This is a genomic window from Bacillus sp. ISL-18, from assembly GCF_018613415.1.
Lineage (GTDB): Bacteria > Bacillota > Bacilli > Bacillales > Cytobacillaceae > Neobacillus.
The window spans coordinates 24,634-41,767 of the sequence record NZ_JAGGQG010000015.1 but is presented as its reverse complement, the minus strand read 5'-3'; the positions used below and the strand labels follow the sequence as shown (position 1 = coordinate 41,767).

The window sequence follows — 17,134 nt, the reverse complement described above, 5'->3', positions numbered from 1 at the left end:
TCATATGGCGGAATTACAGATAGCAGCTTAAATTTCTTTTAGTGAAATTCATTAGGTAGTAGTTTTATTGTTTAAGACATTTGAAGCACGGATTAGTCAGTAAATCAACTAAAATACGGGCAAGGACCCTGTCGGGCAGCATGACTGACATCCACCTCATGGAAAGGTTGGACGAAGGAATTTTGGAGCTAAGACTCTGCGAGAAATGGGAGGGTTGACCTCCATGAGAGATGTGGAGATCCACCAGTGCAACCATACTTTAACTAGTTATCCAACTTTTGGATAAGGTTGGTTTGGTTAACTATAAGTTTCTTTTTCACTTTGCCCCCAAAATTATCCTTTAGTACACTATAATTCCAATCGTCAAATGGATTTTAAAACAAACTACTACGAAATTTGGAGAAAACAAGAGAAATCGTGAGATTTTCCTTTCTATATAGAGGGAGTTTAGTTGAATAAGGCATTTATGGATATATTATAGAAAATTGAATAAGCGAGGAGCGGAGTTAATGGTTTATGAACTTGTTATAACCTTCCTTTTAGATTACTAATAGGTACAGCGATCAGCTGTGTAGTAATTAAAATCTTATCAAACGATGTGAAAGAGAAAAGAATGTACAGGCATCTTGTGATTCAAAGTTTTATAATCGCTACTCTTCTTACTTGGGTAATATAGATTTTCCTTCAAGAGAGGTTGCCGTGGCTGCCTTCTTTTTTAATGAACTAACGAAGCAGTATAGTTGTGGTCAGATCGACTAAACCGAAAAATAATAATTTTCTTCTTGAGCTAACGGAGTTTAGTAGAATAAAAATAAATGATATACTAAATTTGCTGAATATTTAAATTTTTATAATATAGGAAGGGTAATTACGGAAGATAATATGGAGGATAGAATCGTTACAAGCAAGGCACTGTTAGCTATATTTTTACCGATATTAGTATTGGACATCGCTCAAGGAATGGCAAGCCTTATCTATTTAATTCCGATTTCAGAAGTGATTTCACCTGTTCTTTATGCCATATGTTATGTTGTTCTGGCGTATTGGGGTGTTAAGCTATTAAGTGAAAAGGTAATAAAACTATCTTTACAAGAGTGTCGTATTGACAAGCCTCATATTGAAATAAAGTGGCTTACTTGTGCAATTGTTTTGCCTATTGCTGTAATGACAATATTGTTATGCACTCCGGGTGAATTTGTTAAAAACGATAGTAAAGCTACACATGCAATAGGAATTATTATAACAGCAGTCTTTGTATATGGTATTGGTCCAGGAATCGTCGAAGAAATAATATTTAGAGGGTTAATTATGAAAGCACTTGAAAAGCGTTGGGGGAAAAGAGTTGCGATTCTAATACCATCTATTATATTCGGATTAGTTCATGCAATAGGTGCAAATTTACATTTGATAGATTTGCTGATGTTGTTAGTCGGAGGTACCAGTGTTGGGATTATGTTCTCTTTAATTGTGTATAAAAGTGGGTCTGTTTGGAATAGTGCAATTGTACATGGAATATGGAATATTATTATGATTGGTAATATTTTTCATGTGGGCACTTCTTATAATAAAGCCTCTATTTTTTCTTATAAATTATTATCTCATTCATTTCTACTGACAGGTGGAGCTTTTGGTGTGGAAGTATCAATTGTTGCTATTTTAGGATATTTGTCAGTAATTGCATTAATACAATATTCAATGAAGAAAAAACAAAGGCTTAATGAGCAGCTTGAGCGAACTGTCCACTAATTTTAGGAAAGGCATTTTAAATGGACTGCAATTAATTCGAGGAGTTAAGCCGTGATGAAAAAACGAAATTTAAATAACCTTAAAATCTTAATGTAAAACAAACGGGTGCGATTGCTCAATAACAGCAGTCGCCTTTTTACTAACTGGGCAGTTTAGTTTAACAAGGATGAGTTAGAATAAAATAAAAAGCTAAGGATTGATTCAATTGGTTCGAATGAAGATTGGGGATGTATTTGAAATCGAAACTTCAAATGGCATAGCATTAATTCAATATGTTCACAAGAGCGAAGATTAAGGTCCGTTAATTAGAATGGTACAATAAAAAAGTGGGACTAAAAGCTGTTCAAGAAATTGTTTCTGCTAAGAACCACTATAATGCTGATGAATGTTGGGTTATTACAAATAACTATTTCACTGCACCTGCTGTGAAACTGGCAACCTCTAATAAAGTAATATTAATTGATCGAGATCGTTTAATGAAGTAGATTTTAGAAATTAATAAAGGAGCATAAATGACCCGTTGAGATATGGGAGGGAAAGTCTCCTGGGGAGGCGTGGAGATGTACATTATATGGTAAAATATGGAGTAGTAGCTAACTCCTTTATTTAACTATGCCTTCACGAAGCCAAATGTTCTGGATTAACTCCAATTACCCGTCATCCTGTTTAAAAAGGGTTATGAAATCCTGCGAATATTACTGGAACAACGGTAATGCTTTTTTCTTATTGATAATATAACGTGGCAGGTTAGTTCAACAAGGACTTCTTATTTTTTATATCGAATAGATAATAAAAATATATTTTTAAAAAAGGAGAAGGTATGCTTTTTCATTATCATTTTTGGACCCCTTATGTAGAAGAAACGGAAAAATTTTATTTAGAAAATGGATTCCGTATTTCTCAACGCATAGGAAAATACAATGGCGATTTTCAAGCCTTTAATCCTCCATTAACGTGGGATGATTTTCGTGAGAAAAAGATTCTTTTTCGTATTATAGAGGCAAGAAAAGGGGCAGTAAATATTACTTTTGGTTTTGGAAAGAAAATTATGTTTGACCATATTGGCTTTTTAGTTTCAGAAGAAGTACAAGGTGATATATGTGAAAATGCTGGAAAAATGAATTGGGAGATTGATAAAGGGGAACGTCGAACCTTTATTGCAACACCATACAATTTTAGAATTGAACTTCAAACCAATGAAGATGCAGTAGATACCTTTAACCACCAGGTAAAAATCAAGGAGTTAAAATTAACAACAAAAAAAGTAGGATTAGAAAGCGACCTTTTTTCTTTGTTCGGTAATTCTACATATAACATTTGTTCAGAAGTTGGAGATGTGGTTACAATCAAACAAGTGGTAATAAAAAACCTCATTTCAACCCCTATAGTAGACCCTAATGGCGTTGAAATTACAAGTGACCAAGGTTTTTAGTTTGTGAAAAGATGAACTTAAAGTAACGGGGCAGTTTGGCTTTAACCTTCTGCTTTTGAAATGGGTTTGTTGGCAATAATACTGTTTCGGTCTGCAAAAATGTTTGGTTTTATTGGTTTTTAATCTAATTTCCAATTAAGTGTGTCACTTAAAGCAAAAACTGTGTTATTTTACTAGACAGTCACAAGGGTCAATAGTTGTAGGTCGAGGCTGTCATTTAGGCAGCCTTTTTGTCTTATTGAGCTAGTTACAGAGGTAAAATTGATGATCTTGAAGCGTTACTGTAGGTCAGGATGGAAATATGATTGAAGACGTTCAAGCAGCTGTAAAACATCAAGCAAAGCGTACTGTTACAGGTGCGGAATGGGTAAAAAAAGAGCAAAATGGATTGTTCGATAACCAGACAATCCATTTTTTCTGTTATTGATTCAATTCAACCGTTTCATTAACATCTGTCGATTTCGAACTTTGTCCTGTCATACTTTTATAGAGAAAGGCAATTTTCTTCGTAAAATTACCGGTATCCCAATATTCAGCTGCTTCCGCGTTTACTTTTATCAAGACAACGTTTGGATCATCATAAGAAGTTTTCATAATTTTCTCATATGCTTTGCTCCACAATTCCTTTTTCTTGTCTAAATCATCAACGATTTCCGCTCGTCCACGGACGGAAACATAGGATTTACCTGCATAAGCAACATTAACCTCTTGATCATCTAAAATTTCTTCATATTTATCAGTCTCTTTTTTTGTGAAAAACCATAAGTCACCATCAAACCCTACTTCTTGTGTCTTCATAGGACGAGAAACAAGGCCTTCTTCCGTTACCGTTGTCAGCATAGCTATGTCTATGTCTTTGATCTACTCTCTTAAAGTTTCTATTTCTTCTTGTTTCATCTTCCATCACCTCATCATGTTCTAAGAGGTATATTACCCTATCCATCACCTTAAAAAATATTCATTTAATTTAGTGAGTCTTTACTAACTAACTTAAGAAAACGTCTATATAACTTTTTCCAACTTTTTAATCTTTTTGGCAATGTCATTCAATACATTCAACTTTCCTCTAGTAAACGCGTTGTTATACTCATCCTGTATTTTAAAAAGACGGAAGGAAGATTAGTAGCTATTAGCATAATTTTTGTACTTTAGGTAATTATACCAATGTTCTTATAAAAATTAGAATGTCTTAAGGAGGTATAAAACTCTAAGTGGAATAATTCATCATCAAAAGTTCAATTTATTATTTCATATGTCAGGAGGGTATTTCCGTGATGAGATTTTTAAAGTCATTAGGTTTAGTTTTGCTAGCGAGTATCGTTATAGTCGGCTGTCAGTCGAATAATGAAAAAAATAATGCAAAGAACAAAGGGGAAACCAAGGAATCCAACCAGGCAAATCAAGCAGATGAAACAGGATTCCCTAATTGGGGGTATGACTTTCAACATACTCGACATGTGCCCTATAAAGAGATTACAAAAGATAATGTAAAAAAAATGGGGATTGCATGGCAGCAGGATATTTTAGATTGGAATAAGGATGTTCCAAATTTACAAGAAGATTTTCCTGTAGTCCACGACGGGGTCATGTATGTGACTAGTGCGAAAAATCATGTGTTTGCGATCGATGCCGCAAGCGGAAAGAAACTTTGGGCATGGACACCTCCCAAGGACGTACTTGATCATATTAATGGTTTGCCATGGCAGTCCAATGTGGCAAGTAGGGGTGTCGCAGTGGCCAATGGAAATGTATTTGTCTTGATGATAGATAATCGGCTGGCCAAACTGGATGCGAAGAGTGGAAAACTGTTAAAAATGGCCAACTTTTGGGATTATGAACCTTCTATCAAGTTAGAAAACAGATATTATGAATCTTCAGCTCCGATGTATTATGATGGCAACGTTTACGTTGGAAGCAGCGGCGGTGATAATGGTACTAGAGGTTTTGTTTGGGCGTTTAAAGCAGATACCCTGGAACCGCTATGGAAAGAGCCGTTTTGGACCGTTCCTGAAAGAGGAACGGGCTGGGCAAAAGGTAAATTTACAGGCGGAGGTTCCGTATGGACTCCGATGTCGTTTGATCCAGATACTGATATGATGTATTTTGCAGTAGGGAATCCAGCCCCGGACTTTTATGATGCAGATAGAAAAGGAAAAAATCCATATACCGATTCTATCACTGCTTTAGATAGTAAAACAGGAAAGTTAAAGTGGTCATCTACTCAAGTTGATCATGATATATGGGATTATGACGCTGCCGCGACACCGATGATTCTCAATGCAAAGGTCGGTGGGAAAAAGCAAAAGGTTGTGGTTGAAGGCGGTAAGAATGGAAAGTGGTATGCGTGGGACGCAAAAACAGGGAAAACCATTTATGATGGGGTACCTTTTGTAAAAATTCAACATTCGGACATACCAAGCGATGAGAGTAAGGCTGTACTTCAATGGCCAGGAACGCCAGGTGGAGAAAGCTATGCTCCACAGACTTATGATCCCGAAACCAACTATGTGCTTATTCCGGGTATTAATAGTCCTAATTTAATGGTAGCAGCTAAAGATGCAGAAGAGATTGCAAAAGATAATAATACCTTCCCAGGAACAAAGATCCTTCCTTTGCCAAAGGATGTTGATGTTTCTGGTACCATTACAGCAATTGATATGAATACAGGGAAAAAAGTATACCAAAATAAAACGGATTATCCGATGTATGGCGGACTTACAAGTACTGCTGCCGGTCTTGCTTTTTACGGGGAATTGGGTGGAAACGTAAATGCTCTTGATATTAAAACAGGTAAAGTATTATGGAGTGAGCAAAGTGGAGGAAAACAAATCAAAATGGCACCTTCCATATATACAGTTGACGGCAAAGAATATGTTGCAGTCATCACTGGTGGTACGAAGGTTGTTGTTTATGGTCTAGGAGGTAAGTTACAACCTGGAGCTATAAATAAAAATGCAAAATTACAAGGGGAAGCAGACGTAGTTATCGATCCGGAAAAGGTATACAAAAGAAGTTGTATTTCCTGTCACGGGGATAATCTCCAAGGCGCAACAGCTCCAAATCTTCAACACATAGGTAAAACAATGTCTAAAGAGGACATATTGAATAAAATTCTAAATGGTGGCGACCGCATGCCAGCAGGCATGGCTAAAGGTGCAGAGGCTGAAGCACTAGCCGATTGGCTATCCAAAAAGAAATGATTTGTACTCTAGCAGCAATCAGAGTCTGATTTCTTTAATGGACTCAGATTATTTCTTAAAAGGATGAATATAGATTGGCGAAACATGAGATATTCACGAAAAATAAGGATGGTGGTAAAATGAGAAAATTACTGAATTATACCGTGCGATTCATTGGTGCCGCCTTATGTATTTCCTTAGTCTTTGGATTTGCCTGCCCAACTTTGACTAATGCTCAAACAAGTATAGGTTTAGGTTCCTCCGAGGATAACGGAATCAGGTTAACCATCAATGACTATTCGATCATAAACCACGGCCAAGACATTCAGCTGCATTATACGATAAACACAAATTCAAATATACAAGTTAGTTCGAATACTAAAAGTTTGATTGCAAACCCGTATATTTGGATTGGGAATACGTTAGTCCGTGAGGAATCAGAATCGTTTAAAAAAGTAAGTAAGAATGAGTATAGAGGGACGATCATAGCACAGATGCATCATTACCGAACCGATAATTCTAAAATGTCATTTCATACGCATGGAATATTGAATCAAAAGGGTCAATGGACAGTTGATTTTATGTTAAAGAGTAGTCAGTACTGATGCAGATGGTGAAAAACTAAAGGTATCCCGTACCATTCTTAATTCGTACAATAGAAACAAGACAACCTGAGTCTATGGACTCAGGTTGTTTTGTTTGTCAGGTAAAATTTGCAGCAATTTGCAAAATACGAGTTTATTTTTGGACAACATCTTGTTGAAATTTTTGTTATTTTGGAGTTTCATCCGACATAACATAGTTTTGAAAAGTAAAATACGACACACCTTTAATAAATATTTATTATTGAAGGTGTCTTGATAGGGGGGGATCACATGTGGTTGAAACCTGAGTACGAAATAATCAACACGTCTTGCGAGGTGACAATGTATTCCTACATCGCCAAGTAGCGCAGACCGCTTGCCTCTTGTTCATGATTGTAATCAAAACATGGAGGTGTGCCAATGAATCTTTACTTAAAATCAGTGATGGGCTTGATGATCGGTACAGCAGGACAAGAACAATATCTTAAAATCTATATCTAAAAACCAGATAACCTAAAAAATTAAAAACTATAGCTACAAAGGGATCAACATAAATTTTAGAAAAAAATGGATTGTCCTAATCAGACAATCCATTTTTTCTGTTACTGATTCAATTCTACCGTTTCATTAACATCTGTCGATTTAGAACTTTGTCCTGTCATACGTTTATAGAGAAAGGCAATTTTCTTCGTGAAATTACTGGTATCCCAATATTCAGCTGCTTCCGCGTTTACCTTTATCAAGACAACGTTAGGATCATCATAAGAAGTTTGCATAATCTTCTCATATGCCTTACTCCACAATTCCTTTTTCTTGTCTAAATCCTCAACAATTTCCGCTCGTCCACGGACGGAAACATAGGATTTACCTGCATAAGCCACATTAACCTCTTGATCATCTAAAATTTCTTCATATTTATCAGTCTCTTTTTTTGTGAAAAACCATAAGTCACCATCAAACTCTACTTCTTGTGTTTTCATAGGGCGAGAAACAAGCCCTTCTTCCGTTAAGGTAGTCAGCATGGCCGTGTCTATGTCTTTGATTAACTCTCTTAACGTTTCAAGTTCTTCTTGTTTGATCATGTTCCATCACCTCATACATGTTTTAGAGGTATATTACCCTTTAATACAACTTTTATTCAGGTATGGCGCATGACTAAATAAATGGAACCACGTCTTTTCTCAGCTCTTCATAACAACTAACTTTGAAAAGTTTTATTTTCTAGACAAACTAACATCCCTATTTTTGCGATTTCTGACTTCATCCATCTTTTTGTAAAAGCTTTCTTCCAAATCAATATCAAAGTAATTCGCAAATTTAATCATATAGGCTAAGCAATCAGCAAATTCCTTCCCTAAGTCTTCTTTTGCATTTTCTTTCGCTAAATCAAAAGCTTCACTTTCATTCATTCCATTTAAGATATGGCTATGGGTAAAATTAAAAGCCTTTCTAAGTTCTTCTGCTACTTCAGCTACCTCAGTGGTTAGGAGCATATAGTTGTTCAAAAGGGAAGCACGTGTTTTCTCATAACTTTCATTATTAATTTCCCAGTTCATTTCTTCATGATATTTTCTTAAAAATGTCTGCATTTCCTTCATTGTGGCACCTCTGTTGTAAATGATAATTTTAAATAAATTAGGTAACTAGGTAAAAATAATTCTCAATTTTAATTATAAATTAAAGGTGCAAAAATCCCTAAGCAAATACTTGATGTTGAAGAAGAGTCGTTTGAGTGATTTAAAAATAGGAACCCAAGTAAAAAATGACCAGACCACAAGGCCCGGTCATTTTTTACTTGGGTTCTGACTTTTTAAATACGATCGGGATTTTTCAACACCGAGGGTTTACAATTTAATATTTTTGGTCATTTCGTCGCTATTCTCAACCAACTCCAAGTTTTCGAGCAGTCGTTTAATGGCAAAACCCTTATCAGCAGCTTCATTTGCCATCAGCCCCCCAGCTAAATTCAGAATCTCCGACTTAAATCGTGATAGCGACAATTTCACATCCAGTAACTCATTCAGCTAAGCACGATACCTCCATTATTTGGGCTTCAATATGTATTTGTAATGACGCTGCGATGAGTTCATTCTTCCGATGCACTTCGACAATTAGTTATTTTCGCTAATGGATTTATGGTCTTTAGGAACTAATGGTAAGTGGTTATAAATAGTTACAATGGTGCGTGGGATTGGATTCAATAGAGTACTAAATTTATAAACAAGGCATAAACAACTGAATATTTATATTGTTCTTTCCCAAAAACCACATAAGAAGTAAAATTAAGGCAAATACAATCAGTGCGTACTGCGTGGTAAAAATTATGAATAACAGGGGATTATATTTCAAAAGGTAATTAATTGAGGTATAAAGGATTTAAGGAACAATTCCTTTTGGGGGTCAAAATGGTCAAAAAACTCATGATCGTTATCTTACTAGTTAGTATCATAGGTTTAGGAATTAGAGAAAAAAGCACGCTTATCCTGATGATTACCCAAGGCGGTTTCCCTGCAATGGTGATGAGTCTACTGCTGCTTTCTTTATGCGTCTTTTTTCCAATCATCCCATTCCCTGTAACGGCTGGCATGATTGGAGCGGTTTTTGGACCGGTGAAAGGGAGTATCGTTACCCTTACAGGATCCATGATCGGAACTGTCTTGTTCTTTTTTCTTATGAGGTATGGGTATCGACAATGGGCTCAACGAAAGTTGAAGAAATATCCAAAAGCACAAAAATATCAGAATCAGCTGAAAGACAATGCGTTTATGGCGATTTTTATTGCACGATTAATCCCCATTATCCCTGCCATAGCCGTGAATATTGGCTGCAGCCTATGTACAGTGAATTGGAAAGTATTTTTTGGGGCTTCTGTTATTGGAAAAATACCTAACATAGTATTTTTATCCTTTGCAGGAGCAAGCTTCCAGCATAATATCCGGTTTTCAGTTTTCCTGTACGTTCTTTATTTAGTGAGTATGTTAGTCATGAACATTATGTGGGTTTATCGGAAGGTACCTAAAACAAAGCAGCGTTAATTCAATAGAATAGTTCAACGCAGATTACCTCTATTATCATTAATGTGCTTATGATCATGAGTCCCATTACAAGATGTTTCATATACCTAAACATCCTCTCGTCTTTTAATTAATTTATGTAGTAAGAATGAAATGAATTGAAATGACCTAATCCAGAAGAGGAGTAGGTCGTATTTATTTTTTTCTAGTGACGTAAATACAAAATAGTCTCCCATATTTAAAATAGCAGTAAAATCCTAAGAATACGTTAGTATTTTATTAAAAATTCCTTAAAATGAATGATGTCAATAGAATAAGTGGTACTATTTCAAAAGTAAACGACTCATTAAAATTTATTTTACAAGGAATTGATTTGCATAGAACCATCCACAATTACAACCTATCCTAAACGTCCTTCGTATATAACTAGTGGTAAAAAGGAATAGCCTCGGATTCGGAGCTATTCCTTTTCCTATTCATTCGCTTGTTTTTGTCGATAATGTCTTTCCTTATATCTTTGATAAAAACCAATCGCAAAGGTAAGCCAAAAGGCACTCATAAAGTAACCAGCGATTATATCACTAGGATAATGAACTCCTAAATAAATCCGGCTTATTCCTATAGCTGCAATTATAAATCCACTTAAAATAATTAAAAGGGTCCGCCCCAATCGGGTAGAAATATGCCGCCACAGCAGGAAGGTTAGAACTCCATATAACGCAAACGCCATCGTTGCATGACCACTAGGGAAACTGTAATTACTTGCTTGGGCTAAGCGATGTAAATCAGGCCGGGCTCTGTGAAACAGCTGCTTTAATGTTACAAAGAGAACATTAGCACCTAGGATCACGGCAATAAATAATACAAGTTCTGAACGATGTTTTAATACCTTATACAGAAAAACAATGGAAAAAAGGGAAATCAAGATTACTGGTATTGTTCCACCAATAAATGAGAAAAATTTCATAATAGTGGTAAGCATGGGTGCTTCAAAACCTTGAATAAAAGAAATGATGTTTCCGTCAAAGGTAAGTATGGTATGTTTACTAACCAGCAGCGCCATAATCCCAAATCCCAAAAGGGCGACGAAACTTAATATAAAGGCAATGAAAAGCTGCTTTTTTAAATTCATCATCAGGCCTCATCTCTAATGTAAATAATAAGAAACAATTCTCTGTTCTCTTGATGTTTTATGTACGCTTATTGTTAGATTCACCGTGTCTTAGGATTTACCCTATTTTTAGGAATCTCATACATTAATCTTATAGTCTCCCGATTCTAAAACGATTAATGTACAGTTTTTCCAGGATAACTTTATATTTTTTAATGACCATGTTGGTTAAAGTGGTTCTCTCATTTGGTTCTACCAGCATAGCCTCTATCCCGACGAGAGTAATATAACATAGGCCGCTCGGGATTTCTTACCAAAACTACAAATTCTTGCGATGAAGGTTTCAGTCTTTAGCGCATTATATCGGAATTTCTAGGATTTTATAAAACGATTATTATTTACTATAATTTCCAAAATTGGAATAATAGAAGAGTATCACTTATCAAAGGGGGAGTTTCATGTTTCGGAAGAAAACGATGATCACGGTGCTAGCAATAGGTATGCTTTTATCTTCAGGGGTGGTGTATGCTCAGACAAATGTTGCCCCAAATGCACAAGCATCCACAGCTTTTGACAACAAGGTTATCAAAAAAATCAGCGCGGAGAATATGTACAATACGATTAAGTATCTATCATCAGTGCCAAGGGAAGCGGGTACCGCGGGAGAGGTTCGCGGGGTTGAGTACATAGAAGGCCAGTTTAAAAGCTTGGGACTCGAAACGAGAAGAATACCGTTCCCGATCTATGATTATAAGACGAATCGACAATGGGCTAAAGTTGAAGGAGTAGATTTAAATGGGCGTGCCTTTAGCGGCAGTGGAAGTGGAAATGTAACCGCAGAGCTCGTCAATGTTGGAAAAGCAATAGCTGATACGATTCCGGATAATGTTAGTGGGAAAATTGCCTTGATTGAGCGGGGAGATATAACGTTCCTTGAAAAAGTGAAAAATGTAGCCGCTAAAGGTGCAGCTGGGGTACTTATGTATAACAACAGTCCTGATGGTAATAACTTTGGCCAAGCCAATGGAGAAATTCCCGCCGTGGCTATTACCCAAGCACAAGGGCAGGAATTGGTCGAAAAATTAAAGAACGGTGCTGTTACTGCCACCTTAGATGTTGAAATCGAAAAAATTAAGAAAACATCCTATGTAGTTGAGGCTAAATTAAAGCCTAACAAGAACAAGGACACAGGACAGATTGTCACGATTGGAGCACACCATGACTCCGTTCCTAATGGACCAGGAGCAAATGATGATGCTTCCGGAGTTTCAGCCGTATTGGAGCTGGCACGGATTTTTGTTAATACTCCGATTGATACAGAAGTCCGCTTCCTGACATTCGGTTCTGAAGAAAGAGGGATGATGGGTTCATCCTTTTATGTATCACAACTTCCAAAGAGTGATATCGACCGCATGGTTGCCCACTTCCAAATGGATATGATTGGTGGGGCAGAGGCAGGAGAAGACAATCCATTAGGTGGACTGATTATGTACACCATTGACGGTCATAAAAATCTTGTTACTGACTTAGGAGCGTCGGCCTCCTCGAGAATGTATGATGTGGCCGTGCCGTATGGTCAGTTAGGAAGAAGTGACCATCAGCCATTCCATGACGTTGGCATACCTTCTGCTTTATTTATTCATTCACCTGTTGAACCTCAGTATCACAAACCAACAGATACGATTGAGCATATCAGTAAAGAAAAGCTGCAGCAAGCTACTTCAATCGTTGGAGCCTCAGCCTATCAAATTGTTCGTCCCGATACGCCGGCTCTTGATCGTGCACATGTAAGTCCAGCGTCAGTGGAATACGATTTTGAAAACCGCCCAGTAGATTAATAAGAAAATAAGATAATCAGTAAAAACGCTTGAATCTTTACTTTGATTCTAGCGTTTTTACTTTAGGCGTAACCCAACCACTAACGAAAGATTTTATGAATAAGGTAAGGGATTAGTAGATATTTACCGAAGAGAAAAGCTTGTTTCTATGAAAAATGCACAAAATCTTAAATTTTTTCACTATGTGGATAAGTAGAAGGGTGATACACCAATTGAAGGTGGGCACCCTTTTTAATTTTGACTTTTAGGAGTGAACTCATAGTGGGGGGAGATCCGAACACTGTGATAAATTCATTTATTAAATTTATTTGTATAAATATTACCAATATAAAAAGTCTCGAAATATTTGACATGGAGGAATAAAAATATGTATAATTAATAAGTTGCCTTTGAGATTTTACAACAAAGCCGCCCTCAATCAAACGTGTATGTTTTTGCTCACTAAATCTATTATCCTGTATTAATCCTCTATCGATATTTTTCAATGGGCTCTTTTTCCATCCATTCATTTTATTTAAAACCATTTTCGGTACATACTGAAAATCCATTTCCCCGGATCTATCCTTACAAATTAGGTATTGGAAAACCTTAAAAAATCTTGTTTATCCTCAACTTTTAGGTAGAGGTGTATTTTTCCTCGTTTATATTGTGTAAACAATCTTCTTTGTCCTCCAATATATATTACTGCCTGATCATGCACAGGAAAATCAAAATCAGGAACTAAAGGTGAAGCAACATTTGGAGCCTAATCTTGCTTGACTTAAAAAAGTCTTTATTCTGTGCAGACAAATAAAAAAAATACATTTCCAGCCGGCAAAAGAAGGGATATGGAATGGAAACCGTGCGGCCATTCTGTATTTTCGAGCGGTGCGAACAAATGTGACATGCATATCCCTTTTCCGAATCTCACTAAATAAGTTTTTTAATAGTGAGATTGATAGTTTAATAGCATGTGGAATTATTTGTCAGATTTAAAGCTGACGATTAATTTGGCCGGTTTCCAGGAAATGATTTTTGGAAAAGAGGTTAAGTTAATGAATGTAAAAAAAATTAAAAAAGCTAGAATGGGTACACTCCTAGGTGGAACTTCAGCAATTACTTGGGGAATCGACACGGTGATCATTGGCATCATAATTGCTAGTACACCGTTTAAACAGAATGTGTTACTTGCACCAATTATAGCCGCTTTCATGCATGACTTTTTCTCAGCACTTTGGATATCATTGTTAATGATTGCAAAGGGCGAATTTTTGAATGTATTAAAATTACTGAAAACAAAGAGTGGAGCGATTTTAGTTTTAGGAGGAGTGGTCGGCGGTCCTTTAGCAATGACCTCTTATTTTCTTAGTATTCAATATGTAGGAGTAACTTATGCGGCAAGTATTTCTTCTATATTCCCTGGAATAGGTGCTTTGCTTGCTTTCATTTTTTTGAAGGAAAAAGCCAGCAAGAGTACTTGGCTCGGCGTTTTTTTGAGTATAGTCGGTGTGATTATATTAGCATATTCTCCATCGGAGGTTACCGTCGATCGTCACTTTTACATCGGAATTTTATTTGCATTAGGTGCCGCCGTATTTTGGGGATTAGAAGGAGTGATTAGTGACTGGGGAATGAAAGGAAAAGAGGTCGTTCCACTATATGCGGTTAATATAAGACAGATGACCTCTGCACTCTGCTATGGATTATTAATTGTTCCATTCCTACATGGGCATCATTTCGCATTACAAGTAGCGTCATCCAACATCGTATGGATCATTGTTATTGCAGGATTATTAGGTACCGCCAACTATTCTTTATACTACACATCCATTCATTTAATCGGTACTGCTAAAGGTCAATCCCTAAATAATACCTATGTTTTTTGGGCGATTGTAACTGAAATGATCTTCATAGGCACCCCAATTAGCTTACAATTTGCTATCGGTGCGATAATCGTCATTCTTGGTTCAATCCTTGTTTCAGGTAACCTAAAAAAAAGGACCAGAATGTCCGGTCACAACCAACGGTGTTGTGAATCATTAATGACAGGAACAACCGTATCATTAAAAAGAAAATTTTATTTAATTAAAATGGCTTTATTTATCCACAAAAACGGGTATTATACTATTCGAAGGGGAACAAAAAGTGATGATGAAAATCATCAACTATTCAAATGAGGTGTCTGTCGCAGACAAGTTCCGTTTCAATTGATCAGCTTCCTAACGTTCTACCGTCATCCGATCATTATACGTTGAGAAACATATAAAGAATACAAGGGGATGGTTAGCTTGAACAAAGATCACTCTTTATCCAAACACTAACATTTTAAAAAATGAGGTGTTTATCAAAGAAAGAGTCCTAAGCGAACGAAAATAAGGAGCATTCCCCTTCAAGAAGGCAGGATTCCATGCGGGTCCTGTCTTTCTTTGTAAAACAAGGATTAGTAATTGTTGTATAATAGTTGAATTTTATTTATAAAAACTGATTTTTGAAGAGGTGTGCTGCCATCAATTGAAGGCGGCTTTTCTTTTTGTACAAGCTGGGCAGGGCAGTCTAGTTGAAAAAGTATTAATTGTATTAATATTGACTATATCTAGAAAAATTTAAATGGGGGATTCAGATAGTTTTAAACAAGTAGTATGTCAGGATAACTCAAGATCCTCAACTCAAAAAAAGAGATGGTTCTCCTCTTATGTTTAATCCATAGGTGAGTTGGTATGCTTTCTTTGTTTAATTAAATGAGAAATACCAGTTCCCAAGTAATAAAGAAGGAAATAGCCAAAAATAAGAAGAGTAGGAATTGCGTTAGGAAGTATTTTTAAAAGGATAATACCTATAACCAGAAAAATAAATGAAACAATAAAATTAAATTTATATTTCGGTATTCTTTTCATAAAATCACCTCTTCCTTAATTTACCATCATTCTCGGAATTATGTAATAATTGATTCAGAGGAATTTGTGTATTACTAACATTAAATAACCCTGTATTAGCAACAATCATATACGAAAAGAGTATAGAAAAACAAAATATATGTCACTTATTTACCGTTTTATGGTAATGTTGTAATAGTTTATATATTTCGGGGTGACAAAGTTATGGGGATTATTTTAACTTTATTTTATGGTTTTATTGGTTTAGTTGTTCTATTTCTTATCATTGCATATGCAGTTAGTGTTGGCATTGATAATTCTAAGCAAGTAAAGGCTCTAAGGTCCGAACTTAAGGAAATAAAAAAACAACTTAATAACTAATGTGATTACTTTGTACCGAGTGGCTTTGGTAAGGGACAATATTTTATTTATCATCATATTTAATGAATAATAAACTTTTAGAAATGGAGCTTTTCTTCATTTCTCCCATCAAATAGGTGATAAGAAAAAGGGTGAAACACCAGCTGAAGGTGTTCACCCTTTTTCTTTATAAGGAGATATCCAACTACTTGTGATAAATTACTTATTAAATTTATATGTATAGATATTTCCATTATAAAAAGTCTCAAAATAACCAAGTATGCTTTCCTTACCATTAAATGAAACGGTAGTTATCGCTTTTGATTTCAGAAGGGCCCCTTGGTCAATTTGCAATAGTTTTTTCTGTTCAGCGGTAGGCAAAACGGCCTCCATCTCTAATTCACTGCCAAGTACAGTATAGCCTAACGATTTCAAGTAATCATAAAAGGAATGATTTAAAGATTCTACATTGATGGCAGGCAGGACTTCCGTAGATACATAGTTATAGCTTATAGCGATGGGAGTACCATTTCCGGTCCGTAATCGAACAAAATGATGAACAAAAATATTTTCTTTTAAATTTAATTTTTTTGAGATTACAGGGATCTCGTTCGATTTTATTAGTTCATAGGTAAGGAGCTTAGATCCTGGTAATAGCCCGATACTCTTCATATCTTCTGTGAAACTAGATTGACTTTCCAGTGACTTGGTAACATGCGAGGAAGATACAAAGCTGCCTTTTCCAGAAATCCGTGTGATTTGTTTTTTTTCAACAAGCCTATTTAGAGCTTTATTTATGGTCATTCTACTGTAACCAAAGAGTTCAGCTAGCTGTTCTTCCGTTTCAATCTGATCACCAACTTTTAGTTCCCCCGTATTAATCCTATTAATTAAATAATCTTCCACTATTGTATATTTTGGGGTTGTTTTCATATAGTTATGACCCCTTTCTTTGAAAATTTTCTATTATGCAATAATAGTTTATTCCGTCTTGACAGTATTATGAGACTTTAATGGA

At 35.9% G+C, this 17,134-nt stretch carries 18 protein-coding genes; 11 read left to right on the top strand and 7 right to left on the bottom strand.

Translation table 11 applies throughout. The annotated features are described in order from the left end of the window. Positions 1-882: 882 nt before the first annotated feature. The 4 genes from J7E81_RS22375 (at position 883) to J7E81_RS30970 (ending at position 3,605) form a co-directional block, all read left to right on the top strand. A complete protein-coding gene (locus tag J7E81_RS22375; RefSeq protein ID WP_215045670.1) occupies positions 883-1,746 on the top strand; it encodes a CPBP family intramembrane glutamic endopeptidase in 864 nt (287 codons plus the stop codon). A 326-nt stretch (positions 1,747-2,072) separates the two neighbouring features. After that, positions 2,073-2,231: a restriction endonuclease gene (locus J7E81_RS22370; RefSeq protein ID WP_215045669.1), complete on the top strand. Its 159-nt coding sequence runs from the start codon at positions 2,073-2,075 to the stop codon at positions 2,229-2,231. A gap of 335 nt (positions 2,232-2,566) precedes the next feature. Then, a complete protein-coding gene (locus J7E81_RS22365; protein ID WP_215045668.1) occupies positions 2,567-3,178 on the top strand; it encodes a VOC family protein in 612 nt (203 codons plus the stop codon). 301 nt (positions 3,179-3,479) lie between these two features. Beyond that, positions 3,480-3,605 (top strand): hypothetical protein, encoded by a 126-nt coding sequence (locus J7E81_RS30970; RefSeq protein ID WP_285292041.1) that lies wholly within the window; start codon positions 3,480-3,482, stop codon positions 3,603-3,605. On the opposite strand, the gene J7E81_RS22360 is transcribed toward J7E81_RS30970, so the two are convergent. Next, entirely contained in the window at positions 3,599-4,018 is a 420-nt protein-coding gene (locus tag J7E81_RS22360) for a pyridoxamine 5'-phosphate oxidase family protein (RefSeq protein ID WP_251028814.1), read from the bottom strand. The two genes, J7E81_RS30970 and J7E81_RS22360, sit on opposite strands and share 7 nt — an antisense overlap. 434 nt (positions 4,019-4,452) lie before the next feature. Here J7E81_RS22360 and J7E81_RS22355 point away from each other — a divergent pair, with 434 nt between their 5' ends. The 3 genes from J7E81_RS22355 to pqqA all read left to right on the top strand — a co-directional run bounded on the left by J7E81_RS22355 (position 4,453) and on the right by pqqA (position 7,307). After that, positions 4,453-6,378, top strand: a complete 1,926-nt coding sequence (locus tag J7E81_RS22355) for an outer membrane protein assembly factor BamB family protein (protein WP_251028816.1) — start codon at positions 4,453-4,455, stop codon at positions 6,376-6,378. A gap of 119 nt (positions 6,379-6,497) precedes the next feature. Then, complete coding sequence (locus tag J7E81_RS22350) at positions 6,498-6,962, top strand: hypothetical protein (RefSeq protein ID WP_215045666.1); 465 nt, start codon at positions 6,498-6,500, stop codon at positions 6,960-6,962. 270 nt (positions 6,963-7,232) lie between these two features. Continuing rightward, positions 7,233-7,307: a pyrroloquinoline quinone precursor peptide PqqA gene (pqqA, locus tag J7E81_RS31395; protein WP_205182009.1), complete on the top strand. Its 75-nt coding sequence runs from the start codon at positions 7,233-7,235 to the stop codon at positions 7,305-7,307. Positions 7,308-7,543: 236 nt separating this feature from the next. On the opposite strand, the gene J7E81_RS22340 is transcribed toward pqqA, so the two are convergent. From J7E81_RS22340 to J7E81_RS22330, 3 genes are all read right to left on the bottom strand, one after another. Further along, positions 7,544-8,023, bottom strand: a complete 480-nt coding sequence (locus J7E81_RS22340; protein WP_215045664.1) for a pyridoxamine 5'-phosphate oxidase family protein — start codon at positions 8,021-8,023, stop codon at positions 7,544-7,546. A gap of 132 nt (positions 8,024-8,155) precedes the next feature. Next, a complete protein-coding gene (locus J7E81_RS22335; RefSeq protein ID WP_215045663.1) occupies positions 8,156-8,539 on the bottom strand; it encodes a MazG nucleotide pyrophosphohydrolase domain-containing protein in 384 nt (127 codons plus the stop codon). A gap of 246 nt (positions 8,540-8,785) precedes the next feature. Beyond that, positions 8,786-8,947, bottom strand: a complete 162-nt coding sequence (locus J7E81_RS22330; protein ID WP_215045662.1) for a hypothetical protein — start codon at positions 8,945-8,947, stop codon at positions 8,786-8,788. Positions 8,948-9,346: 399 nt separating this feature from the next. On the opposite strand from J7E81_RS22330, the gene J7E81_RS22325 reads away from it, so the two are divergent. Further along, on the top strand, positions 9,347-9,976 hold the full coding sequence (locus J7E81_RS22325; protein ID WP_215045661.1) for a TVP38/TMEM64 family protein: 630 nt from the start codon (positions 9,347-9,349) through the stop codon (positions 9,974-9,976). A gap of 451 nt (positions 9,977-10,427) precedes the next feature. Here J7E81_RS22325 and J7E81_RS22320 read toward each other — a convergent pair whose 3' ends face one another. Then, positions 10,428-11,087, bottom strand: a complete 660-nt coding sequence (locus J7E81_RS22320) for a phosphatase PAP2 family protein (RefSeq protein WP_215045660.1) — start codon at positions 11,085-11,087, stop codon at positions 10,428-10,430. Positions 11,088-11,524: 437 nt separating this feature from the next. Here J7E81_RS22320 and J7E81_RS30965 point away from each other — a divergent pair, with 437 nt between their 5' ends. Together J7E81_RS30965 and J7E81_RS22310 are read left to right on the top strand one after the other, a co-directional pair. Next, the gene (locus J7E81_RS30965) at positions 11,525-12,904 is read left to right on the top strand and encodes a M28 family peptidase (protein WP_215045659.1); all 1,380 of its coding nucleotides are present in this window, start codon (positions 11,525-11,527) and stop codon (positions 12,902-12,904) included. A 1,034-nt stretch (positions 12,905-13,938) separates the two neighbouring features. After that, entirely contained in the window at positions 13,939-15,060 is a 1,122-nt protein-coding gene (locus J7E81_RS22310; protein ID WP_215045658.1) for a DMT family transporter, read from the top strand. A gap of 519 nt (positions 15,061-15,579) precedes the next feature. On the opposite strand, the gene J7E81_RS22305 is transcribed toward J7E81_RS22310, so the two are convergent. Beyond that, positions 15,580-15,777 carry a hypothetical protein gene (locus tag J7E81_RS22305; protein WP_215045657.1) on the bottom strand — a complete coding sequence of 66 codons (198 nt, stop codon included), beginning with the start codon at positions 15,775-15,777 and terminating at the stop codon, positions 15,580-15,582. Positions 15,778-15,981: 204 nt separating this feature from the next. Between J7E81_RS22305 and J7E81_RS22300 the strand changes: the two genes are divergently transcribed. Next, positions 15,982-16,137 (top strand): hypothetical protein, encoded by a 156-nt coding sequence (locus J7E81_RS22300; RefSeq protein ID WP_215045656.1) that lies wholly within the window; start codon positions 15,982-15,984, stop codon positions 16,135-16,137. 198 nt (positions 16,138-16,335) lie between these two features. Here the strand turns inward: J7E81_RS22300 and J7E81_RS22295 are convergent, their stop codons facing one another. Next, complete coding sequence (locus J7E81_RS22295; RefSeq protein ID WP_215045655.1) at positions 16,336-17,049, bottom strand: GntR family transcriptional regulator; 714 nt, start codon at positions 17,047-17,049, stop codon at positions 16,336-16,338. Positions 17,050-17,134 lie beyond the last annotated feature (85 nt).